The 24,385-nt window shown below is 57.8% G+C and carries 21 protein-coding genes and 1 pseudogene; 8 read left to right on the forward strand and 14 right to left on the reverse strand.

Annotation, left to right across the window (positions count from 1 at the left end; all coding sequences use genetic code 11):
• Positions 1-59 precede the first annotated feature (59 nt).
• The 4 genes from HZZ16_RS37435 to HZZ16_RS24145 all read left to right on the forward strand — a co-directional run bounded on the left by HZZ16_RS37435 (position 60) and on the right by HZZ16_RS24145 (position 5,493).
• Complete coding sequence (locus HZZ16_RS37435; protein ID WP_311974236.1) at positions 60-464, forward strand: hypothetical protein; 405 nt, start codon at positions 60-62, stop codon at positions 462-464.
• Between the two features lie 2,189 nt (positions 465-2,653).
• The gene (locus HZZ16_RS37440) at positions 2,654-2,863 is read left to right on the forward strand and encodes a hypothetical protein (protein ID WP_246510388.1); all 210 of its coding nucleotides are present in this window, start codon (positions 2,654-2,656) and stop codon (positions 2,861-2,863) included.
• A 1,101-nt stretch (positions 2,864-3,964) separates the two neighbouring features.
• On the forward strand, positions 3,965-4,714 hold the full coding sequence (locus HZZ16_RS24140) for a P-loop NTPase family protein (RefSeq protein WP_197952369.1): 750 nt from the start codon (positions 3,965-3,967) through the stop codon (positions 4,712-4,714).
• 59 nt (positions 4,715-4,773) lie between these two features.
• On the forward strand, positions 4,774-5,493 hold the full coding sequence (locus HZZ16_RS24145) for a hypothetical protein (protein WP_197952370.1): 720 nt from the start codon (positions 4,774-4,776) through the stop codon (positions 5,491-5,493).
• A 275-nt stretch (positions 5,494-5,768) separates the two neighbouring features.
• Here the strand turns inward: HZZ16_RS24145 and HZZ16_RS24150 are convergent, their stop codons facing one another.
• Positions 5,769-7,400, reverse strand: coding sequence for an NEL-type E3 ubiquitin ligase domain-containing protein (locus HZZ16_RS24150; RefSeq protein ID WP_197952371.1), 1,632 nt, complete (start codon positions 7,398-7,400; stop codon positions 5,769-5,771).
• A gap of 1,577 nt (positions 7,401-8,977) precedes the next feature.
• On the opposite strand from HZZ16_RS24150, the gene HZZ16_RS24155 reads away from it, so the two are divergent.
• Entirely contained in the window at positions 8,978-9,277 is a 300-nt protein-coding gene (locus tag HZZ16_RS24155) for a hypothetical protein (RefSeq protein WP_210342599.1), read from the forward strand.
• A 1,430-nt stretch (positions 9,278-10,707) separates the two neighbouring features.
• Here the strand turns inward: HZZ16_RS24155 and HZZ16_RS24160 are convergent.
• Positions 10,708-10,869 carry a hypothetical protein gene (locus HZZ16_RS24160; RefSeq protein WP_197952373.1) on the reverse strand — a complete coding sequence of 54 codons (162 nt, stop codon included), beginning with the start codon at positions 10,867-10,869 and terminating at the stop codon, positions 10,708-10,710.
• A gap of 634 nt (positions 10,870-11,503) precedes the next feature.
• Here HZZ16_RS24160 and modC point away from each other — a divergent pair.
• The 3 genes from modC to ahpD all read left to right on the forward strand — a co-directional run bounded on the left by modC (position 11,504) and on the right by ahpD (position 14,024).
• On the forward strand, positions 11,504-12,652 hold the full coding sequence (gene modC / locus HZZ16_RS24165) for a molybdenum ABC transporter ATP-binding protein (protein ID WP_197952374.1): 1,149 nt from the start codon (positions 11,504-11,506) through the stop codon (positions 12,650-12,652).
• A gap of 262 nt (positions 12,653-12,914) precedes the next feature.
• Positions 12,915-13,469, forward strand: coding sequence for a peroxiredoxin (locus HZZ16_RS24170; protein ID WP_197952375.1), 555 nt, complete (start codon positions 12,915-12,917; stop codon positions 13,467-13,469).
• A 6-nt stretch (positions 13,470-13,475) separates the two neighbouring features.
• On the forward strand, positions 13,476-14,024 hold the full coding sequence (gene ahpD / locus HZZ16_RS24175) for an alkylhydroperoxidase, AhpD family (RefSeq protein ID WP_197952376.1): 549 nt from the start codon (positions 13,476-13,478) through the stop codon (positions 14,022-14,024).
• Between the two features lie 178 nt (positions 14,025-14,202).
• Here the strand turns inward: ahpD and HZZ16_RS24180 are convergent, their stop codons facing one another.
• The 12 genes and pseudogenes from HZZ16_RS24180 to HZZ16_RS24230 all read right to left on the reverse strand — a co-directional run bounded on the left by HZZ16_RS24180 (position 14,203) and on the right by HZZ16_RS24230 (position 24,383).
• A complete protein-coding gene (locus HZZ16_RS24180) occupies positions 14,203-14,499 on the reverse strand; it encodes a ferredoxin family protein (RefSeq protein ID WP_197952377.1) in 297 nt (98 codons plus the stop codon).
• Positions 14,500-14,537: 38 nt separating this feature from the next.
• The gene (locus tag HZZ16_RS24185) at positions 14,538-15,845 is read right to left on the reverse strand and encodes an FAD-dependent oxidoreductase (protein ID WP_197952378.1); all 1,308 of its coding nucleotides are present in this window, start codon (positions 15,843-15,845) and stop codon (positions 14,538-14,540) included.
• An 11-nt stretch (positions 15,846-15,856) separates the two neighbouring features.
• Positions 15,857-16,966: an electron transfer flavoprotein subunit alpha/FixB family protein gene (locus HZZ16_RS24190; protein ID WP_197952379.1), complete on the reverse strand. Its 1,110-nt coding sequence runs from the start codon at positions 16,964-16,966 to the stop codon at positions 15,857-15,859.
• 109 nt (positions 16,967-17,075) lie between these two features.
• Positions 17,076-17,234: a hypothetical protein gene (locus HZZ16_RS24195; protein WP_197952380.1), complete on the reverse strand. Its 159-nt coding sequence runs from the start codon at positions 17,232-17,234 to the stop codon at positions 17,076-17,078.
• Positions 17,235-17,939: 705 nt separating this feature from the next.
• Positions 17,940-18,281, reverse strand: coding sequence for a nitrogenase stabilizing/protective protein NifW (gene nifW / locus HZZ16_RS24200; protein ID WP_197952381.1), 342 nt, complete (start codon positions 18,279-18,281; stop codon positions 17,940-17,942).
• A gap of 539 nt (positions 18,282-18,820) precedes the next feature.
• Positions 18,821-19,079, reverse strand: a pseudogene (locus tag HZZ16_RS37445) (hydroxymethylglutaryl-CoA lyase-like TIM-barrel protein); the annotation flags it as partial.
• A 356-nt stretch (positions 19,080-19,435) separates the two neighbouring features.
• A complete protein-coding gene (locus HZZ16_RS24205; protein WP_197952409.1) occupies positions 19,436-20,134 on the reverse strand; it encodes a nitrogen fixation protein NifQ in 699 nt (232 codons plus the stop codon).
• 149 nt (positions 20,135-20,283) lie between these two features.
• Positions 20,284-21,168 carry a nitrogenase iron protein gene (nifH, locus tag HZZ16_RS24210; protein ID WP_197952382.1) on the reverse strand — a complete coding sequence of 295 codons (885 nt, stop codon included), beginning with the start codon at positions 21,166-21,168 and terminating at the stop codon, positions 20,284-20,286.
• Between the two features lie 1,776 nt (positions 21,169-22,944).
• Complete coding sequence (locus tag HZZ16_RS24215) at positions 22,945-23,304, reverse strand: DUF3024 domain-containing protein (RefSeq protein WP_197952383.1); 360 nt, start codon at positions 23,302-23,304, stop codon at positions 22,945-22,947.
• Positions 23,305-23,319: 15 nt separating this feature from the next.
• Entirely contained in the window at positions 23,320-23,559 is a 240-nt protein-coding gene (locus HZZ16_RS24220; RefSeq protein ID WP_197952384.1) for a nitrogen fixation protein NifZ, read from the reverse strand.
• Entirely contained in the window at positions 23,556-23,870 is a 315-nt protein-coding gene (locus tag HZZ16_RS24225) for a nitrogen fixation protein NifZ (protein WP_197952385.1), read from the reverse strand. Before HZZ16_RS24225 ends, HZZ16_RS24220 begins: the two co-directional genes overlap by 4 nt.
• 288 nt (positions 23,871-24,158) lie before the next feature.
• Positions 24,159-24,383: a 4Fe-4S binding protein gene (locus HZZ16_RS24230; protein WP_197952386.1), complete on the reverse strand. Its 225-nt coding sequence runs from the start codon at positions 24,381-24,383 to the stop codon at positions 24,159-24,161.
• Positions 24,384-24,385: the final 2 nt, after the last annotated feature.

A 24,385-nucleotide genomic window follows, 5' to 3' on the forward strand; every position in this document is an offset into this window, starting at 1 on the left:
TTTCACCGGAGCAGGCGTCCACATCAAACCTCGCAGACAGCAAGGAGATCGATCCTGCCGTGCGCGAGCGCATTTCGCACGCGCTCGGCCGGGATCCTGACGATGACGCTCTGCGCGATGCACTGAAGCAGCGGCCGAACAACATCGACGATGCGATTCCTCTTGCACGAGCCCTGCTGGCACGCAACTGTCCGAACGATGCGCTCGAGGTGCTCGAAGGCGTGCTGATGGCGGCCCCCGGCGACCTGCGCGCATTGAATGCCAAAGCAGTTGTTCTCGATCACGAGGGCCGACACCGGGAGGCCCAAGAAATATACCGCCAAGCTCTCGCAGCGGACCCCGCAAACCCGATGCTGCGCAATAATTTCAAACTGTCCCTCGCCCTGGAAGGCAAGACAGAGGCCCGCGGCGCTGACCCAACATCGCAGACGGACCGACGGCACGCTTTGGCTCGTTCAAAGTAGCGCGGTGACCGAGAGCGGACCGAAATCCCGAAGTCTAGATGGTTAGCTGTTAGCTTGCCAACTGCTAGGCTCACTATGTCGGCGGAACCTCAACGGGCGCAGATCCCCGCGACCACATGCGTCGACACAAGTACGACCTATCATGTTTCAGCGGACCACTCGATCCAATGCCGAACGCGATTCCGAGCCCGATGAAATAAAAATGAGCGATACTAAATGACCCGTACCCCTCCGCGGACGGCCAAAGGCTTCGCGGATGTATTCTCTACTTTGAATTCGGCGCCCTCGAGTTCCTCCTCTGATCCATTCCGATCGCGGTCCACACGTGCTGATTGATGAGCCGCCGGCTGCACAATCAAGCAGAACGTGCAGCAGAACAATTGAAGTATCTCTCGAGCTCCGCAACCGCGCGCTCTTCCCAATCTGCAGCTTGCGCCAGCAATGAGTCTCCTCGACTTGGCCGAAATGCCGCGGTTTGGCCGCACAGCGAAGCTATCGCGCGATACCGACGCACCTTTTCCATCACGGCTATCCCGGTCACGTGTGAATCTCCTCGCCTGCTATCCCCGGGCAAGAACTTACTCGAAACGTTAGCGGTCGCAGGCCGACGGCGGGATTGGTTGGCAGAACGTTGCGGATGGCGGCGACCGATAATGATATCTCCAGGAAGAACACATCCACGCCAAACCCGCCTCGTCGCTTGCCATATCTGGCGCTTCTGCACCCCGTTGGCTTCGCTTATGTTCAGGTAGCGAAGTCGAGAGATAGCTAACGGGAGCAAGGCAGCAAGCCCGATCGGACGATCGTGATCTGGCGTGTCTTTCAAACCCTTAACACGAGCGACCCGTATATTGGTGATTTGAGACACGGAGCGCGGTGCTTTGCCGATATCCCTTTGCCTTCACGAGCAGCGACGGCACGCGGGCCTGGGCTTCTCCCTTCTGATCGCTACTGCGACTGAACAGTTGTCGACCTCCCCGATCAACAACCCAAATGTTGCTTAGCGACAGATCTTGTGAATCGCGCGCCTCTCGGCGGGAGGCAGGGCCTCGCATACGGGTTTCCGCGTCTCTTCGGTCGCTCGGCTTGGTTGACGTTGGCTGCGCGCTTGCGCGGCGGGAGCGCAAAAGGGAATAGTACGAGAATGAAGCGATTCAAACGGCGGCCAGACAGAGATGCTCATCGATATTCGTCGGAAGCTGTATGCGCGGAACCGCCGAAACGTAGACGGCCACAGCAGCGATCCTAATATTTGCGATCTACCGGACGCAGATGACCCTTCCCCGATTGGTACCAGGGCGTCCCGATAACACGCGTTGCGCCAACTACATGCTCGAAAACGTGTGACAATTCCACACAACGATAGGCGGCGTCGTGGATCTGCTGACACTATCGTGCCTGTCAGCAATGGCTATCCCTCCAGAACGACGCTCGAGGGGTCAGGTGAGGTCGTCTTCACCGGCGACTAGCCATGCCAGGGTATTCCCGGTTTTGCGGCCGCGTGCAGCACGAAACGCAACGGCCAATTCGAGGCGACGCTTGAGCCAGCCGAAAGGTCTCTGGCCATCAGCCTCCCAAAACAAGGAGGCGACGAGATCTCTTGCTTGTTTGTAGCATCTACCGAGCGACGTACGGACGGCCGACGGTTTGCGGGGCCGCTCGCGCATTTGGCGACTAAGGGCATTCGGATGATCACGCCGATTCGACGAAAGTGGAGTCCAAAAGAATTATTCAATGCTCTTACGCCAGAAATGTTCACTGCTGAGCCGTCGGCTATCCGCGCACGTTGGGACAAATTGTGGCCTGATCTATACACAGAATATGACGCCCGGTATTTGAAACAGGAAGTAGTGACGCGGATATTATCGCTTCCGATGAAGCTGCGCCATTCTTTGACGCTTGGGCAATTGACGAAGAGCGCCACACCGAGGGATTCATCCGGATCATTGAACTTGTCGCGAATGGGTCCGAAAGTGACCTTCGGGAGCGATTGGAAGCTCGATCGCATGATTTTGGTCCAATCGTCGAATATCTGAAGGACGAATTCTCCCTAATGGTTATTGATAGCATTTGATGAGATGTGCACTTGCCGCGCCTATGCAGCAGAAAGGCACTTTTATGTCACCCTTGGGCACAACACCTTCCATCATTGGCTGCGGGAGGTAATTGCGGACGAGGCGGTCCATTCGATGAACGCTGTTAACGTCATCCGCGCTCGCTATCGCGACCGCATTGGCCAAGTCGGCACCATTCTGGATAACCTAATCCGCTCGACCGATAATCTACGCTATTGTGGCACCTTCGTCCTGGACTACTTCGGCACAACGTACTCCAAGGAGCTGCTCGCCGACTCCCGCCTCGCAATCATGAGAAATATTGCCAAGCCGCTCATTGTGTAGAGACAGATGTGTGACAGCGAGACTGCCGAAAGTTGCACCGAGCCTCATATTGATGCTCATGCACAAGATTCCCTCGTGTCGATGACGCCAAGTTGGCCTGACGCGTTATGCGCAACGTCGTGTTCTCGACCTGCCAACGGTTCACCTTTGGTGAGGATATTAAGCGTCGCGCGGATCGTGATTGATCCGATGATTGGTCCGATGATTGGTCCGGTTTTTTGCTCTGCTGTTTGCGAAAACGACCTGCGGCTCCCCCCCCCGCTCTGTCGAATTTCCCGCCATAAAAGTGGATCAGTATGAAGGGAAAGCGATGTCATAAAGAACTGGAGGTCGGTCACCTGCAAGGTGGCACTTACCCGCAGCCTCAGACACCACGCCGCGCACTGCGCCAGCGGTCGAGGATAGAACGGATGATAGCACTGGCTTGCACCTTCCTGAAGAGAGTCGCGTCTTTTCCCCCACGGTCAGATTAGCTCGGCCGCTTCGTTCCATTAAAGGTCCTTCTCGACCGACGCCACGTAGCGTCATCGGCGAAATCTGACCCAAGGCAAAGATCGCCGGTTCTGGTCGTTCGTCGACCTCTTCTTGGCGGAAACGTCCCCAACATCGCTTCGTCACCGACGCTGCGCCGTCTGCTGGGGCCCCGCTCCAAATTCGATCGTTTTCTCTGTGACACGATAATTCAGCTCCGCGTGAGCAGATGTATCGTTGTTAGTCGCGGCAAATGCGTTCAGCTTTTAGCTCGCAATCTGACGCTACGTAAGATTCGGTCGCTTCATGCAAATAGATAGCAGCCGCGCTGCGTCACATAGTTGGTCTATGGCAATACAACGATCGCTCCAGTCAGAGCGGTATTTGTTGACCCGCGCATTTCAGTCGCCCGCAAACCTCACGTAGATCACCAGTACGAGTGATTACTCTCATTCTCGGCCAGCATGACCAGACAACCCACTCGCTTAATGTTGAAAAGGTTCATCGGTCGCAGAGCTCTCATATAGAACGATCACCGCCCCTTCTTTCTGCCATGTTCACAACCAAAGCAGAGGAGCGCCGACGCGCACCTTGCGCGCGGCAGTAGCGAGTGTCTCAGGAGATATGCCCATGGTGAAGCCGGTTGTAATTGTGGTAGGTGCGGACAAGGGAGGGGTCGGCAAGACAACCGTATCACGAACGCTGCTGGACTACTTCAGCGTCAACAACGTGCAAACACGCGCGTTCGACACGGAGTCGCCACGAGGAACGCTGAAGCGCTTTTATCCCGAGATCACCGAGATCGTCGACATGACCACGACGGCGGACCAGATGAAGATCTTCGATACCCTGAACTCAGGGCTGTCAGTCACTATCATCGATGCTCGCGCAGGCCTGCTGTCCTCTGCGTTGGCTTCCTTGCGTGACATCGGATTTCTGGACGCGGCACGGTCTGGCCAGATCACATTTGCTGTGTTCCACATCCTGGGATCATCTATCGCTTCGCTAGACGAGATCGCCGAAACCGCGACCTTCATGAGTGGCGCCAAGTACTACTTGGTCAAGAACTTCATCAACGACACTCAATTCTTTCAGTGGGATCAAGCGACCTATAATACCTATTTTCACCGCATCAAACATGCCACTGAATTGACCATCCCGAAGCTCAACGAGATGGCCTATGAACAGGTGGAAGTCGCGTCCGTCCCGTTCGTAGACTTCGTCGCAAACAAGGGACGGAACGGCGAACCTGCGAACAACTCCTTCGTACTTCGCGGCTATGTCCGGCACTGGCTGGCAAATGTCTGGAGCGAATTTGACCGCATCAACCTGACGGAATTGGCCGGGGCCAAGGCCGCGACCCGGGCCGGCGAGAAGTAGCCGAATAACCGGCGAGCTGGGGTCGGACCCACGTACGCAACGAAATTGATCTGCTGGCTATGTTAGCGACCCCCATCTACATCATCTGCTCTCCTAGCCCGCAGGTCGGTAAAACACTCGTCGCTCGGGCCATGAGCGAGTTCTTGCTGCTGAAGAACGGCACAGCGCGGTCGTTTGATGTCAACTTGAAAGAGCCGTCATTGCTCGACTTCCTCCCCCACATCACGGAGACCGCGGATGTGATCGACACCTACGGCAAGATGCAGCTGATGGACCCTCTTATCATTCATGACCGGGTACCCAAGGTAATCGATCTTGGCTTTCACGCATTCGACGAATTTTTCAAGATGTGCGAGGAGATTGGCTTCCTTAAGGAAGCGGCACGCTGCTATGTCGTCCCTACCATCATGTTCATCGCGAGCGCAGACCGGATCTCCTTTCGCGGCTATGAAATGCTGCAACGGCGAATTCCACCGTGGTCGCTGGTCACCGTCCACAACGAATTCGTGCTGCGCGGCGGATTACCTGAAGCGATGGATGGCGAGCGGGTAATTCGGATTCCCGCGCTTCCGCTGTTCATCAAAAGATATATAGACCGGCTTAGCTTTTCCTTCACTGGATATCTGCGCAACGAGAAGGACTGGTCCACCGAGCTCCATCAATGGATCCGGCGGAACTACACCATGTTTCGCGATCTGGATTCGAGTGTGATGCTGCGAGGATCCTATCGATCGCGGGGGACGGATATCGTTAGCCTACGTTGCACAAGGGCAACTTGAGAATTCGGTCTGCGCGCAATCTATTCGCCGGCCTGTAAAGGATCGTTGTCCAATGTTCTCAATGATGTTCGCAAACCAACGCTGGAATTGCGGTATATGCATTTTTGCTGGGATCGTAAGTCTTTACCGTGATCGTCCGCAGTGGCGGCGCGACCAGCAATCGACGGAGCTGCTTGCCAAGGTTTTTCCAGACACGCCGGTCTCCCAAACGATGAAGGTTGATATTGACCTTGTGAGCGGCTCGGCGGATCGCCAGGCGTTCCGCCGGAGGACGGTCATAGCTGAAGGCCGAGTCTCTCGAGCACCCGGTGCATGACGGCGCTTTTGATCTCCCTGGCGATCTCGTTGCGTATCTGAGCGCCGAGCACCCGCTCGGCATCGGCATCACCTGTCAGACCATGCTCGGCCAGTCGTCCATCCAAGCGGGTTCGAAACTGTACGCCCATCGCCTCGACGAGCCGCTCCTGCATTTCAGCATAGGCTTCTGGTGCGATGCGCCTCACCACGCTTTCCCATGGTTGCCAGCGCGTTGCCAGATAATCCGGAAATTCCGCCGCTTCCTGGTTCCGCACTGATGCCTCGGCGCTGGCGACATCGCGCTCGGTCACGTGAGAGACGTTCATGAAGCGCATATCGGGAGCGATGTGCCGCAGCTCGAGCGGGTTCCGCAGCTGGGTCTGGTAGGCAAGGTAGACCTCGATCTCGTCGACGTCCGCGTCCGGATCAGCACGGCGAAGTGAGTTGACCCTCTCGCGCGCGATCCCTTCCAGAGCTTCCAAGCGAAACATGACACGGCCGCGCTGGAGCAGTTCGTCCACTCGCCCGTCATAGACGCCGTCCTCGACATCAGCGTTCAAGCGTGCAGTCTGCATCCCATTCCAGGCCAAAGTAATGCGATCTTCGCAGCTCGCGTTCGCCCCCGAAGCTAACTCGAAATACTGCTCGCGCAAACGCGGCCTGACGGCTGCTTGCCGCAAATCTTCGGCGACAGCCTGGCGGAACGCCTCATTCCCATAGTTCACGGTGGCCCGCAGTCTGTCGAGGAAGCGTGCATACTCCGCGGAGCCCCCTTCATGGGCAAAACGCTGCCAAGCGGCCACTGTCGTGGGTTCGCCCTCAAGCCAGTCCGCTGCGACCTCTTGCAGGGGCCGCGACTGAACTTCCACCGGCCCATCCACGTTGGAGAGGAAAACCTGAGGGCCGGCATAGCGTCCGTCATGCATCGCTGTTGTTAGGCTCGCCAGTGCCCAATCGGCGAGCGGATTATTCTGCAAATCAACGCTCGAGTAGCGGCTTAGGTGCGTCAGCAGCGTCTCGGGCACGCTGGTCAGTTGATTGTTGCTCGCGCCGAGCCATAGGAGCCAGGGCGGGAGCGTCTCTGGCAGGCTGGTCAGGCGGTTGTAGCTGGCGCTGAGCCATTCGAGCTCAACTGGAAGACGGGGGAGGTCCGTCAGCTGGTTGTACTCGACGTTCAGAAGCTGGAGTCCGGCTGGAAGCTGAGGAAGGTGGGTCAGGCGGTTACGGCGGGCGTACAACTCCTGAAGCGTCGCTGGAAGGCGTTCGGGCAGGCTGTTGAGCTGGTTGTCATCGACATTCAGGTGGCGCACACCGGCCAGAATGGACGTAGACAAGGCAGTCAGGGACAGAGACGATAGATCTAGCGGCTCATTGAGATCACCTGCGTCCCGCCAAGTCCTCGTTCGACTTACCGCCTCTTGCCGATCCCCCGATTGCCCCTGCCCGTCTTCGGCAGACCAGTCGGTCAACACCTCCTCCTGCCAGGCAGCGGACGCCTGCACGTCCATCACGGCCTCTCCCCACCGCGATGCGGCCGGAGAGCCTGGTTCGGAGCTTCCCGAGTCGGACGTTGCGGATGGACTGCCAGCGCCAAGCTGCTCTGTATTCATTTGATGTCGTCTCTTGAGTAACAAAACCGAGCGAACGCACCCGTAGAACGGTCAATCCCCAACCAGGGGTGACACTCCACCGGCCAACTGCAAAAGGCGCGATCACACAGCCGGGCCGTCACGCACGACTGCTGCGAGTGCCACCGAATAGTTGCAGACGGTGCAGCGAACGAAGGCAAAGTCTCGTTGCTGGATCGGTTTGATCTTGAAGTCCATCCCGGTCTCGTCTGCCAGATCTCGCCCCGTTGAGCCGTCGTGCACGCGAGTAGCGAGGTTCATGATACGAGAGCTAGCTGTCCATAAGCTGACGGACCGCGGAGCGAGAAATTACGGATGGGTCTCCCTCACTTTCTGGACTTGAAGGCTCGGCGCTCAGTAAACGAAAGCTGCCGCCGCACGCCGGAAGCGGCGCTTGGGACGAGGCGGTCCTACTGCTACCTGCCATCAAACGCATATGTAACAGCTGAGCTTAAGGGCTTCCGTCGCGCCTAACGCCGCTCGCCCCTGGGTACGAAAAGCGGCGCGCACCCGATCTTAACAACACGGGTCGGACAAATTTCTTCGATGACGCGTTCCGCACACATGGCCACGCGAATCGGCCTCCCTCGGCTCATCGTCGCATATCTCGACGTGGGCAATGGCCCATGAGGCGGTTCTTGACCTTACCCGTTCGACTGAATGATTTGGCAGATGAATCGGCAATGGTTCAACAGAGTTTCTACCTCGATCTCAGTACAGTTTTGTCAGTGGCACTGGCGCACGGCTTCCCGTGCGTGAGCTGCACAATTCTGACAACTCCACAGCGGCACTCCACTATTTAGAGTGCCGAATGATCATGCGAATGGCCCTAATTTCGACCTTCCCAATCAGAACGCCCTCAAGCTGCAACACATAAAGAACTATTCTCTGGCAAACGCCCCGGACGGCCCGACCTCTGGTTTTTCAGCCCAACGCGGCGTGTCGCGGCGCAGCGCCACGATCTTCCGGCGCGGATGCTTTGCCCCAACTCGGCACTACTCTATGATTTTTGACCACGGGGACGGCGCAACGGCAAAATCGAGTCGTTCAAAGACAGCTCCGCGCGCTCACGGCCTGCTTATCGGAATTTCGCCTGGGACGGCAAGTGCTTCGGCCAAGAGTTGACGTGAAGCCGCTGAAGGTTGGCTGGTGTTTTCTGAAACGCTGAGACGATCACACCAACCTGCTGATCTGCGACCTGGCTCACGTCGGTGAAATCCGGGTTACGTTCGATTTTTCAGGCTGAGGTCTGACATCGACTTAACCGCTCTGCGGTGTTGGCGCACCAATCAATCCTACTGGAGCGCCGGAATTATGCAGGGCGCACGAGCGTCGTGCCGCAAAAGCGCGAAAATTTGCCGCGAATTCTCGTCACGCGCACGGTGTCCGATGATATTGACGATAAGAGCTGCATACATCGGCTTGCTCGCACCTCCGGGGAGAACGGGCGGCAAGCTGCAAGTCCTAGGGTCAAATCGGCAGGAGCGCGGAGCCAAGGAATGGCTATCGATGGCGATCGCCATGCTTGATACTTAGCGCCCAAATGAAGTGAATCTGTGATGACTTCGATTGACGATACATTGAGTGAGATCAGATGGCTGCGGAACGAAATCTGGCGCTGCCGCCGATCACTTAAAACTGTATTACCTGCCGCGGAGCGCCAGGCCGTTGAGAAGCGACTGCATGAACAGCTTTCTGCCTTTGAACGGCTCTTGTCGTCGGCATTTCCTTTGACCTTGAGCTCTAAAGTGTATTCGGGCAAGAGCACCACGATCGGGCAAACCGGCTCCTCTGAAGCGCTGATGGTGAACGTCGCAATACCATCAAGCGGCCTCTTCGGGAAGCCGAATAGCGGCTAACAAAAGAGGCCTCCTAACTCTCAAGTGCACCTTGAGCAGGCCAGCCGAAGGCAATCCCAAAGCTGAGAAGCAAACCTTCACCCTAACGTTCCGTCGCTGAAGCTTCGAGCCCGATTGACTTTCGGCCGCAGCCGGCCAAACCGCGGCACACGCCCGTCTAAACATCTCTGTCGCTTGAGTTCTGAAACTACCGCTCGGACAGTTCACTCTCGATGAAGGACGACCGGCAGCCTGTTGAGGCGTCGTCTCGGTCCGCCGTTTCTCGCGGCCGCGATTGGCACTATGCGTCGGCATTCGCCGCGTAAGTTTTTAAAGTTGTCCCTAAGACAAAACATCACCACGTCCACATCGCTACGCCCGGTAAAGCGGTCACAGAAGCGGATCACGTCTGGTCCGCACGGGGTCAGGACTTCCTCGGCCCGCCGATCTCGCGCGCGAGCCTGTGCTGTGCACCACGTCGCTGCGATTGCAATGGCAGCGAGGGCGGCTGCGCAGCGATGCGCATTCCAAGTCCAGCTCATTTGTCGCTGTTGATTCACGAAACCGCTCTTAAGCCGCATATCCTTTACCATTTTTTTCTTTGGCCAGCGGCGTGCTCTGTTTACGGATTGAGCCACCTTGGCAGGCACTGCCTCGCTGTTGCGGGGCCGTGCAATCATTCGCGGCCCTCGAATCATCGTCCGGCCACGCGCAACCCGCATTACCAAGACCGAGATACAACAGAGATCGGCCGTTTGGCCTTGTGTGGCCATGTTGGCTCCAAAGTGGCGTTCTGCTTCGCAATGCGTACAACCTGACGTTAGGGCCGATTCAAGTACTTTGAGAGCGCGGCAAGTGCGTGTATACGCGCGGAGAAGGGCATACCAAGATTGAGGGGATTAGGAAAACTTCTCGAGAACTGCACGGCTGACCGGCCCGCCGCCCGGGAAGGAACGTCCCCGATGTTGATCAATGACGCTCAGCCTCGTGTTGGGATTGAAGGCGCAAGAGCGCGCATAGTGACGATCAGCGACGAGCTGCGTCGACGCAGCTCGCTTTGTTCGCGATCCCAACCAGAGCGGGATCAAAGAGTTCGTTACGATGGAGCTCCGAGTAGTACAGAGGTTTAGACCGACAAGGCCGCCTGCCGTCGTCGTGTTGGCAATTGCTTCAGACCAGCTCAGCTTGAGGCTGTGGAGTCGACGCAGGGGACAGTTGCGACAATCACCATCCAGGCCACCCTATCCTGACCTCCGCCAGCGGAGCTCCAAGGTCGAAGCCGCTGAGGCGCGGCGGCTGCTACTAACATTGACCTGCGGTCGCACGCGGACCGCGCGTGACGTTCGCCCCCCAGCACCTGGTTGCAACGACGGGCGGCGCGAGCTGAATTGCGCCCGCGACCGGAGCTGCGAGCAAGACGCCCCCTTCTAACGGGCGGACAATACATGTCATCAGCCCTTTTTTCCCAGCGCTCCGCTGCCGACCTTCTCGTCCGCGCAGATCGGGACAAATCGGACAACATGTACTTGTGCATCATTGACAAGTGTTACAGGCGGATATTTGCCAAAGCGCCGTCCAATACCGAAGGTGATGGTATCGTCATCGGCCGCCATCTAGTAGCTCCTGCATGTGCGCTTGGTGACGCGAGCGTCGGAAGCTCTACAAGAGATGCGGCGATCCAACACTCCGAGAGCCGCTACAAATCCTCCTTGTCTCCAGCCGCGCAGATATTTTCCAACCGGCACGCGGATTGCTGGGTGAGGATCAGCCAGGTGCCGCAGAGCGAAGCACTTGCGGCGGAGCCGGAGCAATGAGGCTTATCCGATACATCCTGATCGATCCAGCTTTGATGCGACCTGCATCCGAGAATGCCGACGCCACGACTATCCGGCCGCGCCAACTTCAAATCGGCTCCTAAAGCACTGGCATGCTTGATGCGGACCTCCCACCCCGAGCCGGTATTCAGCTCTGGCCTGAGCCGCCATGCTTACCGCCAAACTCCTCAAGCCGCGCCATTTGGGCATACAGCAGAAGCCCTCCTCGGGCTCGCTAGGCAGGGCGAGAACCTCACGGTGATGGAAAGGTGCTTTGCCTTTCATTGGCAAGCGCAAAGGGCGCCTAATCGCCACGATTCCTGCGGCGCGGAGATGCTTAACAAGCCTCCGGTCGTCACACCGGTTCTGCAGCCCGCCATCGCATGTGTGTGCTCGTGGCTTGGATGGGAAGATGCAACACAGGTGTAGGTTCATGAGAGAAGCAAAAAAGGGCTACATTGAGGTTGCATTCAACGGCTCTCTCGCAGGCATTCCGCTAGATGCGCAATTTAGGCTGCCAGCCAAAGGCGTCACAGCGATATTTGGTCCGCCCGGGTGCGGCAAGACGGCACTCGCGCGCTGCATCGCTGGCGTACAGCGTCTATCGAACGGATTCTGTGCCATCGACGGAGAGATCTGGCAGGATGAGAGGACCTTTCGACCGCATCTTCTGCGTCGCGCCGCTTATGTATTCCAGCTCCCAATTCTTCCTTCCCATTTGTCTGTACGGCGCACCCTCTTATATTACGCTTCATCGGAGCCGACACTGATCGATTTTCATGGTGTGGTCGAATTGCTCGATTTGGCGCCACTGCTCGAGCGTTTGCCATCACATCTTTCCGCGGCCCAGCGACAGCGCCTTGCTCTTGGCAGCGCGCTGATAGGCCAGCCTCGGCTACTTTTGATGGACGATCCGCTTTTTGTACTCGACCGTTCCGCCAAATGCGAGATCCTGCCATTTCTAGAGCGAATGCGGGAGACGCTCCAATTGCCGATGATCTACATCAGCGATGACATCGCTGATATCGAGCGCTTTGCCGATCGTCTCGTCATGATGAAAGACGGCGCCGTGATTGCGGCCGGGTCGCTCAATGACATTCAGAGCGATCCGGTGCTTGCCGGGCGGGGCGAAGCGGCCGTATGTCTCGATACGGTGGTCGGCGGCTATGATGGACGGTATGGGCTAACCATGCTCCGCCTCAAAACTGCGCGCCTTCTTATACCTGGAGTGCCGCTTAGACCGGGCTCGCAGCTGCGGCTGCGCATCGCGGCGAGCGACGTCAGCATTGCGAGCGAGCCTCCGCGCGCGAGCTCCATCCTCAATGCAGTTCCGGCACGCATCAAAGCATCACTGCCGTACGACGAGGCTCATGTCACCTTGGTTCTGGCTATTGAAGCTGGCTGCTCTGGCGTACCGCTCTTGGCGCGCATCACGCGGCGCTCCTTTGATACGCTACAGCTCGGCGATGGAGCGAATGTATTCGCGGAGATTGCGCGCGCCGTTCCGCTTGGGACCCCGAGCGGTTGCTTGCAAGGTCCCCCACATCAGCATGAGAACGTTCGACAGCCGATGTCACGATGAAGCCGTTGCTCTAAGGAACGAAGAACGGGTTTGGACCAGACGCTTGCAGCCGGGCACCTTAGTGCGGTCGCTCAAAGCTCGAGTGTTCTCAAAAAAGATTTCTACGTGCGTTAGTGCTGATCGAGGCACAAGCGCGCCAGCATGCCCGTAGCCCTCGATGGGCTGGCCTTGTTCCGACGATTCCAATCTGGAGGACGGATGGCATATAGCTTGCTTCACCAGTGAAGTTGAGATCTACAAGAAAGCAAGATGTGAGGACAGCATGCTCGGAATTGGGAGTCAGTTACCGCCTTTTGAAATCACAGGCGTGAAGCCCGGCTTTCAAGTGCAGGAAGAAGACGGACAGAGTGCATTCCAGACGCTGACCGAAACGAGCTTCCCAAACAAGTGGAAAATTATCTTCTTCTATCCCAAGGATTTTACCTTCGTCTGCCCGACAGAGATCGCCGAGTTTGCCCGGCTTTCCAAGGAATTCGCGGACCGGGACGCGGTTGTACTGGGTGGTTCAACTGACAACGAGTTCTGCAAGCTCGCCTGGCGTCGCTCACATGTCGACCTACACAATCTATCAATTTGGCAGTTTGCCGACACAAAGGGAACGCTCGTCGATGGCCTTGGCGTGCGTTCACCCGAGGGGGTTGCCTATCGTTACACCTATATTGTTGACCCCGAAAACACGATCCAGCACGTCTATGCGACCAACCTTAGTGTCGGGCGCAGTCCCAAGGACACGCTACGCGTTCTTGACGCACTGCAAACGGGCGAGCTCTGTCCCTGCAATCGCGAAGTTGGCGGCGAAACCCTGAAGCTTTCTTGAGGCAGTATGTCGTCGATCGAACAATTGAACGACAGAATCCCCGATTTCGCGAAGGATGTCAGGCTTAATTTGTCCACTTTGATGGCCGATGAGACACTCTCGCCGGAACGGAAATACGGACTGCTGCTGGCGAGCGCAATCGCCACCCGCAATGCAGGCCTGATTGCCGCGGTGGAGTCCGACGCGCGCGCCGTGATGACATCTACCGCGATCGGAGCAGCGAAAGCCGCAGCCTCCCTAGTGGCAATGAACAACGTATACTACCGCTTCGCTCACCTCGTTTCCGACCCGGAATACAAGACGATGCCGCCACGGCTGTGTATGAATGTGATCGGCAATACCGGCGTGGACAAGTCCGATTTTGAGCTATGGTCGCTTGCGGTCTCCGCCATAAACGGCTGCGGCGCCTGCATCGATGCCCACGAGAAGACCCTGCGAGTGGCCGGCATCAGTTCCAGAGCGATCCAGACAGCCGTGCGCTTTGCCGCGATCATGCAGTCAGTTGCGATCGCAATCGAGGCCGGCGGGCCCAACCCGTTTCAGGCGAGGGGCTAATCCTTCCTCCGCCACGACATTCCAGGCGCCACTCAGTGGCGCCAAGAACCAGCCCTTCGGCTCCGGAAATGGCGTGACATCCGCAATGTCATGTCTTGCGCGGCGCTCAGCGGATGCGCCACAGATACTTTGGGGCCCTCGCCTAACGACGGTCGCAGCACGGCCGTTTATTTCACCATCACCCAAACTTGAATAGCACTCCATACCCACCGCGCGGATGGCTCCATTGGATGTCGCCGGTGGACTCGGCGATCACGCGGCAGGTGCCGCACTCGATGCAGCCGTCAACTGTTATCTCGACCTGGCCGTCGTCGTTCAGCTCGTAGCACCGGGCGGGGCAGGCTTTCAAAAGAGCAAGTAGCTGCGGCGACGGAGTCGTGTGCGGACGGATCTTGACGTGAGGATGACCGACGTCCACCACATAGCGGTTGTAGTACAGCTTGTCTTCGACGCGCACTGGGGCTTCGACATTCATGCTTTCGCTTTCCATTGCTGAACTTCACAGTGTTGCGGTCAACGCCAGGCCCGAGCAAATCGATAAACATCACCGAGAAGACCTGTCCATGACCGCGCCTTGACAAAAGATTGCAGGGTCGCCTTCTCCTTCTCAGCCTTGGGCGTACCATCGATCCGCACAAAGTTTTGCATCGCCTTCGAGATCAGCTGCGGATAGGTGAGAAAGAAGTTTTGTGAATGGGTATGCATCAGGGGCGGCAAATCTTTGTACTTCTTTAGATCTTTGATGACGAAGGAATCGTCCAACCTCTTCTTGTAGATCGACAGATTTGTGGCGTTCATCGGCTCGCCGCGCGCTTTCACCAGACTTATCGCTTCGGCGGCGATGCGGCCGGAAGTCATTGCGAGATTGGAGCCCTCACGATGAATGGCATTGTTGAGCTGGGCCGCATCGCCCACCACGACCCAGCCTTCCCCATAAAGCTGCGGGATGGACTTGTAACCGCCTTCAGGAATGAGATGCGCCGAGTACTCCTTGACTTCGGACCCTGCTATCAGGGGCGACACAGAAGGATGTCTCTTGAATTGATCGAGCAGGCCGTAGGGGGTTTGGCCCGTGCGCTGGAAGTCGGTGACCAGACAACCGATGCCGAGCGAAATGCACTCCTTATTGGCGTAGATGAAACCCATTCCAGTCATGCCGCGGGAAATGGTACCGGCCGCCTCGATCACGACGCCTTCATCGCCTTTGAGATTGAAGCGCGCCTCGATAGTTTCGCGAGGCAAGAAGTGCATTTCCTTCACCGCGAGCGCAACGCTATCAGGTGCCGGGCGGTCGCGCAGGCCCGCGCGCGTCCCGAGCAGGCCATTGACCCCTTCGGCTAGCACGACAACATCGGCATGTATTTCGCCGTCTCGGCGATCGGTACGAACACCGATGACCCGTCCACGGTCGTCCCGTACGAGTTCTGTGACGGTCGTCTCGCACAGCACCGTCGCGCCAGCCTCCCGCACCTTGGAAGAGAACCATTTGTCAAACTGCGCACGGATAATCGTATAGCGGTTTGGCCGCTCCTCATTGAAATCCTCCGAGCGGAAATGCATGCCGACGTGGGAGCGGTCGTCCATCATCCAGAACCTCTGCTCGATCAGGTGACGTTCGAGCGGCGCCTCCTCTCGAAACTCGGGGACCAGCTTCTCCATCATGTCGGCATAGAGGATGGCGCCCTGCACATTCTTCGATCCGGGATATTCGCCCCGCTCGAGTTGCAGCACCTTCATGCCGTGTTTCGCCATGGTCAATGCCGCCGCGTTGCCGGCCATACCAGCTCCGACCACGATCGCATCGAATCTCTCTTCAATCATCACCCTCTCCTCTAGACCGCAATCCGGGCGCGCGAATTCGGCAAAAGCCGGGCACGAAATGCGGCCGTCAGCGCCGGTAGCAATTGTATGGCATCACTCACGATCGCGAGATGGGCGAAGTCGAAGATCGGAGCGTTCTTATCAGTATTGACGGCGACGATCAGATCCGCGCCCTCCACGCCAACCCGGTGCTGAATCGCTCCGGAAATGCCGGCGGCAATATAGAGCCTTGGCCGGATCGTTTTGCCCGTTTGGCCGATTTGCCGGTCAGACGTAACCCAGCCTTTTTGGACCAGAGGACGCGAGCAGCCGTATTCAGCGCCAAGCAGTGTTGCGAGCTCGCGCACCAATCGAAAGTTCTCAGGCGATCCTAGTCCCAGACCTCCTGCAACTACGAAGTCGGCATAGGCCAGGTTGGACGTTTCTGCATCGCGGTCGGGCAGGAACGACAATATTTTTGTGACAATGTCGTCTTCGATAAGACCGAGTGGATGGACGATGATATGAGCGGCATCGCGTGCGACGCGCTGAGGCATCGGCATGACCCGCGGGCGGACGGTTGCCATCTGCGGACGATAGTTCAAGGTATAGATCGTGCAGAGCAGCGAACCGCCAAAGGTCGGACGCGTTGCCGCAAGCGAACCATCGGCGTCGACTTCCAGCGCGGTGCAGTCGGCGGTGAGCCCCGTCGACAGGGTCGTCGCCACGGAGCCTGCGAGATCGCGACCGAGCGTCGTCGCCCCCAATAGCAGGATCTCGGGCTTGTAGGTGTTGACGAGTTCGGTTAGCGCCTTGGTATAGGATTCGTTGCGGTATTCCGACAAAACATTGTCGCTCACGAGATAGGCCAGATCGGCGCCATAGCAAAAGGCATCAAGCGCAGCGTTACGTGTGTGCTGCCCCTCCGGACCGATAACGACAGCGGCAAGATTCACTTTTAACTTGTCGGCAAGCCTGCGCCCGGCACCCATGAGCTCCCAGGAAACCGGATGCACCTTGCCGCGCTCCAACTCAACAAAGACCCAAACGTGCTTGTACGCCTTAAAGTGCTCCGGTAGGTCTTTTTTCGCTGCTGCGCGGTTGGCCGCCGACGGCATGGCCGCTCTGGTGACATTGCTCATGCTCTAAATTCCCTTCAAAGATAGGCGCGCCGGCGCCACAGGTTTGCTTTCTGGCTCCGTTGACTGGAGATCACCTTTGGTCAGCAAGTGGCCGGGTTGCTCCGCCCCGTCAGCTTGGTCCGACCGGCTGCACAACAAGATCCATAATGGCGATAGACGTTCCGGTCAGGCCGAAGATGTCTTCCACATTGGAGCCTTGTGCGCCGGTCTCGACGAGCGCGACCGCCGCGGTCAGGGCACCGCCGTGATTCTGGCCGATCGCCTCCATGCCTGAGTTGGCAAGACCGTTCGCTGCGCAATACCTGTGCGTCACTTTCAGCCCAGCGGATCCACATAGAACGTGGCGACGAGGGCGATACCGGCAACGCATCTGTCACGCATTCCATCTCGCGCCTCGAGCGCCGACTACCCGCATGAGCCGACCTTGGCCCTCTTCCTGAAGTGCCATCCGCCATGAGCTCGATACAAATCCGAGCAGAATTAAAGGCCGACTTGATGCGGAAGACGATGTGCATGTCCTCTCCAGCTGTAGCGAGAACCGGCGACTTCGCCATTGACCACCATCTCACCGTCAGTTCGCTCGCGTCAAAAACCATCTCGAACGGACCTGTGCGATTGTAGGCCACGAGATGATGCCGCAGCGCTCGCAGGCAGTAAAAGCTGCATCATGGGTCTTCCTTCACTCTCATTTCGGACGATTACCGTCGTTCGGTAGCGACGATCTGATGGGCAGGACAACAGCAAGTGTCGTACCAGTTGCAAAGACGATTGAAAGTTGGTCGAGCGTGATGGCTTCGGGGACACTTGAAAAAGCGACTGATACCGCGGACACGACCAGCCCAGACATGGGTCGGGAATACGACAGTCGTCGCTCGGGTCATGACTGCTGAGAGTTGTCCTATGAGGGCGAGGGCTGCACACGGGGTTGCCATGGCGGCCCCTTCGGCAATCTTGCTTCCAGTGGATCGCCAGATCACTTCAGTTCGCTCAAAGGGACAAAGGCCGTGGCCTTCTTAGCGTCTACGACGGCATCCTTCAAAACCTTGAACACTCGCTGGTCAATCGGTGACGATGCAACGAAATCGGCATAGGCCTGCTCCAGCATCGTCTTGCACCGAGCTCTGATTTCCGGCTCCGGGGCACCAGCAAATTGCTCTTTGTCTAAGTATTGTCCCATGCGCTTTAGAATGTGAAGGCGCGCGACATTCACGATCTTAGGATCGTAATCGACGCCTAGCAGCGAAAAAAACTCCTCGGCGGACGAGGCCTTGTTAAGCCGAACCAGGATACCGGTTGCCGGGCATGGGTTGATCATCGAAAACTTTTCCTTCGAATTCGCTTTAGGCAGTTGATGAGGGATGGCGCCCGTTGACCGTGCCGTCCTGCCTCGCATAGCGGGTTCGCATCGCCACAGCCCGATTCCGGGAAACGGATCTCCAAATTTCGCTGCCCAGATCGGCAGGCACGCCGGTGAGGCGCCAGCCGATGAAGTTACGGGATCAATAGCCAAACCACGCTCTATGTCGACGCCTGTTAGGACGGTCGCAGGACCGGAAATCAGCCGCGCGAGAGGACGCCGATTGGCCTTCCGGGGGCGGCTCGCCATTGGGCAGGAGATCACAGCATGTATGGCGGAACGGGCAGTAAGATCTGGAGGTGAGATCGCATCAGAGGATCTGGCGTGCGGAAGCTGGACGCCGGCCGCACCATCAACGACATCGGACGCCGTCCTTGCCACGCTTCGGTTTGCGAAAGATCGACGCAAATGCTGCTGGATAGGGCTTTTCACCGGGACGGGTTGCCAAGCATCCGCACACGTCGCGCCACATCGCCGCGAGCGCTTGGCGCTCGACCGGCAGCTGTGGTCAGCGGAAGAGCTGCTTCGACAATGGCGCAAATGGCGGCGATCTCCTCGCCGCCCGTCGCCGGCGTTCCCGCCTCGATTTCCGTGAACCCGGCCCGCCGCCTGGGCGATTGTTAGCTTTTTCCTCTTTGTGAAAGCAACGCCAGGTGCCTGCTCACCGTCACTCGATGTCGTGTCGTTTCGCACAATGGACCTGGCGCGCACCTGGTCGGACCAAGACGATTTGGCGGGGCTGCTGGCGGCAGTCACGCAAGAGCTCCTTATTGGTTAACCCACCTATCCTTCAGCAACCAGCATGCCAGCCGTCCGTCCCAGGCAACCTATTGACGAACCTAACTCTTCCGTCGTCGCCTTCCTCAGCAAATGAATTGTCGCAAGTGCGACACGTCTTAAAGCGGACGTTTTGATTATTGTTGCCCCGAGTTCAAACGTTAGCAATTGCGCGCGCCAGGAAATTGTCACGGACCACTGCCTTAGACACGTGGCCAGTCGCTCACATCGAAACGGCGTCAGCCGCGTCCTCATCTTCCGCGCGACTTACCGGATCCGGCGAGACTAACTCAGATGGCGAGGCTGCGGACCCTTGCAACAGTTCGGATGGCCAGTCACCGGCAACGCCGATCGCGAGCCGCCGGCAACAGAACATCGCGCCGGCGCTCGGCCATCCGACTCTCACCGCTCTCTTCGCCGAAGCAGAGATTGAAGTCGTCACATTGCTTGCACACAGGTGCTTTGCACATCACGAGGCCCTCATTCTCGCAAAGCATGCGGTAGAAGAAGCGCTTCCAACGCATATTGTTGACATTGCGCGTGGCGAGCGGCGCGAAATGGCGGCTCAGCAGCCGAAATAGTTCGCCACGATTGCGCAAGCCGAGAGCTTGCCACAGATGGCCTGGCTCAATGGCGCGGCGCGCGATCATCGCAGCCAGCCAGCTGCCGATATCCCCTTCCGTCGAGCGTTGCTTGAGCAAGAGATCGCGCAGCATCGTGATCTCGTCATCCCCTTCCCACTTGGGAGCCGAGAGTTGCTCGGCGAGCTTGACCTCAACCGACGGGAAGTACTGCTCCAGCAGAGCCGCCAGTTCATGACGGGACAAGCCGGTCTTCTCGGGAAGGGAGCCACCATCCATTGTGGCAGCCACCAGGATAGACGCCAGAATATGGCGATCGAAATTGCTGTCGGTGGCGATATCGCTATCTGCAGGAGGCGCACCGGTGAGCAGGCGGTAGGTTTCAATTCCCCAATGCATCCAGCTGTTGGTATCAACGGCAGCCATTAACGAAAGGGAGCGCGCTTCGGACATAATTTCGCGGGTTTCACAGTGATCCGGGCTCCCCGCCGCATCCTGGTTTTCGCTACACTCGATCATCAGGATGCCGGCCTCCCGGGATGGGCGGGTGAGGGAGACCGGCATCCGTCGCGGCCCTTCGCGAGGGCCGCGGCTCGCGACCTTTACAAGGCCGCGAGTTCGGCGGCGGTCTTGCCGATGATGGATTCGTCCACCGGCTTCATAATGCCATGCTCCATCAGCATGTCCTCGAGCTCGTCCATGGAGATCGGGGTCGGGATAATGCCTTTGCCGCCATTATTGTGAATCTTGGTCGCAAGATTGCGATAGTGGTCGGCCTGCTTGGAATCAGGTGCATATTCCAGCACTGTCATGCGGCGCAACTCGGCATGCTGCACCACGTTGTCGCGCGGCACGAAGTAGATCAGCTGAGTGCCCAGCTTCTTGGCCAACGCTTCCGCCAACTCAAGCTCCTTGTCGGTCTGGCGCTCGTTGCAGATCAGACCGCCCAGCCGCACGCCACCAGAGTTTGCGTATTTCAGGATGCCCTTTGAAATGTTGTTTGCGGCATACATAGCCATCATTTCACCGGACATCACGATATAGATTTCCTGCGCCTTGTTCTCGCGTATTGGCATCGCAAAGCCACCGCAAACGACGTCGCCGAGCACGTCGTATGAGACATAGTCAATGTTATCGTAGGCCCCGTTCTCCTCCAGGAAATTGATCGAGGTGATGACGCCGCGGCCGGCGCAGCCGACACCCGGCTCAGGACCACCGGACTCCACGCAGCGAATGTCCTTGTAGCCGACCTTCATTACGTCCTCGAGCTCGAGGTCTTCCACGCTGCCGGCGCTCGCTGCAAGGCTCAAAATCGTGTCTTGCGCCTTGGCGTGCAGAATCAAGCGGGTCGAGTCCGCTTTCGGATCGCACCCTACAATGAGGATTTTCTGGCCCATCTCGGCCAGTGCCGCCAGCGTGTTTTGTGAAGTGGTCGACTTGCCGATGCCGCCCTTCCCGTAGAACGCGATTTGTCTCAGTGAAGACATGTTGCTCTCCATCAACCGATTTACCAAAAGTTGCGCGGGTTGCTTCGCGCGAGTTTGTTTCTCTCGCAGAAACGGGGCACACTTGTTCGAGGGAAGGAGTGCATCGCTCGTCTTACGCGTTGGCGTGCACTCAGCCCTCAGCCAGTGTTGCTGCCGCTTATCAGCAACCGCCGTGCCAAGATTGACTTCGCTCCCTAAGCTTCTGACTACGTTTCTGGAAACCAGCCAACCGGTGAGTGATCCCGGCATTTCGGGATCTGACATGATCTGCGCGATTGTCAGAAAGCAAACATGACCACAAACGATCATGCGAAAAGCCGATTTGCACCGTCTTGTTCCCATGCGTCAGGTATGGAACGAAACTTAGCGCTTTTCTCGCGAACCAGGTGATTGAGGGAGAGTGGATATGCACGTCGGACTCGAGCACTGGCGGGACCTTCGAGCAGTGCTGTAAATGCGGTACGGCGCTTGCTGCACTGACATTGGAGATGATCGGCAATAACTTCGAATGGGCTCAGGGGAGCCGCAGCACCGTGCCAATCGTTCCGCTCAGCGCGCCTACATAGGTATGTCGTGGCGACAATCACCTTTTATCCCCGGCAAATACTAACGCGGGTCAACTTCAAGCCCTGAAGTTCGCCGGTCACGCCAAGCGCACTCTCATTGCTGATAGGCGATCCGATCCTGATACGAAGACCGCTGCCGACGCAGATGGGGCACGATGTGCCGCACTTGATCATGAGCCTGTGCTGTCGCTACTTAGCGGCAAGAACCAAGATGATCTTCGTGGATGCTTGCAGCAAGCCGCAAACGTTATCCCAGCCGTCAGGAACTGGCGGCACGTACTCCCAATGTCGGCATTCGAGCGCGATATAGACGACGCCGCCCCGGAGCAGCCGCCCGCGCGGGCTCGTGTGAGCCAAGATCCGCGTCGGCTGTACACGTGAAGGAAACGCAAGTTGCAAACGGCGTTGAGGCGGGGGCACGCGCTCGATGAGATTGCCTTGTCCGGCTTAATAAAATTGAGACCCCTTTCTGGTGCGGTTCTCGCGTCAGAACTCGTAAGTAAGCCCACTGGCGAACCATGGGTTGATATGGGGCGCCCGGTTATGCGATCGCATTATTGCGATCGCCGAGTCCTCCGGCCAGCTCAGGCGCCCGCGAGAGTAATGGGAGGCGACGGCTCACGAAGGCGTGGGGCGCGACGACAACCTCCTGCCCTTGGCTATGCGAAGCGTCTTCAGACGCAGCCAGGAGCTCAATGTGTACCACTTGAGACCGCAGCAGCATATGCGGCCAAGATAGACCGCGAAAGCGCTCTCAAGGCCGTCAGTGATCTGCCCGGTTGCGGCGAACACAGGAGCGTCTTGACGGCCGGGAGCTCCGCGAAGGTGACGTCGGGATCGGACCGCGGAATGAGAAACTGATTTCTGTGCACGGTGTGCGTGCCGTCAAGCCGATACTCTGCTAGCTCACCGCACTCCACCCAACACACTTTTAGCCGATACTATGCCCGCCGCTCGCGTCGGATCGGTCGTTCACGCAGTGATCTGATCCAGCGAGCAGATGATGCTTGAGACAAGCAAACTGCCGGAACGGCTGATCCGCTAATCCGACGCCTCACTGCACACAAACGCAAGCTGAGGCAAGCGGCGCCGCAGCTCGACAAACGTGTTCGTCTCGGCGCCATCGGCTGAGAGCAACCGTTCGATTTCGATCAATTCCTCGGCGATGAGCGCCCGCGTTGTACCACTATGACTCGTCGAAGGTGGCTCGTCATTGCCAGAACAGCCCCTCCGGATCGGCATTCAAATCGTCGATTGCAGACGTCAAGCGGTGGTAAAGGCTATAAAATTCCCAGTTTCCTCGCGCGTGATTCTTGCGAAACATTTTCCAGATCCCGCTCACGGCATCATAATGAACTAGCGCAACATCGATGAGAGCGCCGTCTTTGTCGATGTTGCGCGAGCAACAGGGGCTCTCGATGAGATAGCCGCCCCTCACCGGCCTCACATTGGGCGAGACGTAGAGATAGCGCTTGCGCGAGCTCAAGCTGCGCTCGATCCGTTTTCGATCGAGCTCATTGGGGTGAGGCACCAGCTCGGCTTTTACCTTCCTCGGCAGCGCGGTATTCATGGCGGAAGCCTCTCTTCAAAGCACTGTGATTTCTTCTTCAAGACAGCCGATGAGCAGTTGCTCGCCGAAATCGACGATATAGATCGGCACGTCCGCTTCGGTATGGATAGCGACCTTGATGATCTCGCCGGTCGCCCCGGCGGGGAGCAGGACCCCGTCGGGCTCTCTATTCGGAAATGAGTGGTCGTTGATGAGGTCGACTGCGGTTTTGACCCGCTGACCGCGCCGAAATTTCGGAAAACCGGGCTGAGTCATGACTCCTCCGGCAATGGCGGATCATCGATCTGTTCGCAGGCGTCTGCCGGCTCTAGTTCCTTGCGCTTCATGCCAACGCGATATCCGCTTTCTAGAAACTCCACGCCGTAGATGTAGAATTGCTGCAGGAACGTGCCGATTGAGACGACGTAACCCACCTCTCCCTTTCTAACTAAGATTTCACCAATCTCCTTGCCGCCATAGGTGCCATCATTGCGGATATTGCGATTGGCTCGCAGCTTTTGGCCAAAGCTGAACACAGGTGGATCGTTGAGCTCGACGACATCGGTGTCGCGAACAATGCTGTTCATGTAGAGCTCCTCATAGATCGTTCCCTCTAGAGATCCAGCAAGCGCACCTTTTCCATCGCAAGCGAGGATCCTGCATCACTTGGTGCTCGCTTGGCTATTGGCGCTGCCTATGCCCCACTCTCGGTATAGAGAAGCACCTCCAGACCGCAGCCCAGAAAGAAATGCCGCCGGGCGGTGCTGCCGACCAGCAACGCACTATGTAGCTCAATCAAGCGCAGTCGCGAAAACCGAACGTCGGCGGCGTGTTCAGAACCAGCTCTTGGCATGCCGTTCATAGGTGCTCACGCGCTACGCTGGCGCTTGGTAGCGAGGCAAGGACGTGTCAATCACGCAGGTATTGTCAACCGGACAGACGGCGACACATTGCGGCTCGTCGAAATAGCCGACGCATTCGGTGCACTTCGCCGCTTCAATGACGAAGTTTCCCCGCACCTCCGAGATGGCAACGTTCGGGCACAAGGGTTCGCAGGCCGAGCAACTCGTACACTGCGAGGCGATGATCTTAAATGGCACAT

This window comes from Bradyrhizobium glycinis (genome assembly GCF_016031655.1).
In the GTDB taxonomy this organism is placed as follows: domain Bacteria; phylum Pseudomonadota; class Alphaproteobacteria; order Rhizobiales; family Xanthobacteraceae; genus Bradyrhizobium; species Bradyrhizobium glycinis.

Coding starts and splice junctions, on each gene's coding strand:
- HZZ16_RS24195 (WP_197952380.1), bottom strand. CDS start 17,234: ATGGAGGCGATCGGCCAGAATCACGGCGGTGCCCTGACCGCGGCGGTC.
- HZZ16_RS24190 (WP_197952379.1), bottom strand. CDS start 16,966: ATGAGCAATGTCACCAGAGCGGCCATGCCGTCGGCGGCCAACCGCGCA.
- HZZ16_RS24220 (WP_197952384.1), bottom strand. CDS start 23,559: ATGACTCAGCCCGGTTTTCCGAAATTTCGGCGCGGTCAGCGGGTCAAA.
- HZZ16_RS24145 (WP_197952370.1), top strand. CDS start 4,774: ATGTTAGCGACCCCCATCTACATCATCTGCTCTCCTAGCCCGCAGGTC.
- nifW (WP_197952381.1), bottom strand. CDS start 18,281: ATGATCAACCCATGCCCGGCAACCGGTATCCTGGTTCGGCTTAACAAG.
- HZZ16_RS24180 (WP_197952377.1), bottom strand. CDS start 14,499: ATGAATGTCGAAGCCCCAGTGCGCGTCGAAGACAAGCTGTACTACAAC.
- HZZ16_RS24205 (WP_197952409.1), bottom strand. CDS start 20,134: ATGTCCGAAGCGCGCTCCCTTTCGTTAATGGCTGCCGTTGATACCAAC.
- HZZ16_RS24155 (WP_210342599.1), top strand. CDS start 8,978: ATGACTTCGATTGACGATACATTGAGTGAGATCAGATGGCTGCGGAAC.
- HZZ16_RS37440 (WP_246510388.1), top strand. CDS start 2,654: ATGAACGCTGTTAACGTCATCCGCGCTCGCTATCGCGACCGCATTGGC.
- ahpD (WP_197952376.1), top strand. CDS start 13,476: ATGTCGTCGATCGAACAATTGAACGACAGAATCCCCGATTTCGCGAAG.
- HZZ16_RS24140 (WP_197952369.1), top strand. CDS start 3,965: ATGGTGAAGCCGGTTGTAATTGTGGTAGGTGCGGACAAGGGAGGGGTC.
- modC (WP_197952374.1), top strand. CDS start 11,504: ATGAGAGAAGCAAAAAAGGGCTACATTGAGGTTGCATTCAACGGCTCT.
- HZZ16_RS24160 (WP_197952373.1), bottom strand. CDS start 10,869: ATGGCGGCCGATGACGATACCATCACCTTCGGTATTGGACGGCGCTTT.
- HZZ16_RS24215 (WP_197952383.1), bottom strand. CDS start 23,304: ATGAATACCGCGCTGCCGAGGAAGGTAAAAGCCGAGCTGGTGCCTCAC.
- nifH (WP_197952382.1), bottom strand. CDS start 21,168: ATGTCTTCACTGAGACAAATCGCGTTCTACGGGAAGGGCGGCATCGGC.
- HZZ16_RS24225 (WP_197952385.1), bottom strand. CDS start 23,870: ATGAACAGCATTGTTCGCGACACCGATGTCGTCGAGCTCAACGATCCA.
- HZZ16_RS24150 (WP_197952371.1), bottom strand. CDS start 7,400: ATGAATACAGAGCAGCTTGGCGCTGGCAGTCCATCCGCAACGTCCGAC.
- HZZ16_RS24185 (WP_197952378.1), bottom strand. CDS start 15,845: ATGATTGAAGAGAGATTCGATGCGATCGTGGTCGGAGCTGGTATGGCC.
- HZZ16_RS24170 (WP_197952375.1), top strand. CDS start 12,915: ATGCTCGGAATTGGGAGTCAGTTACCGCCTTTTGAAATCACAGGCGTG.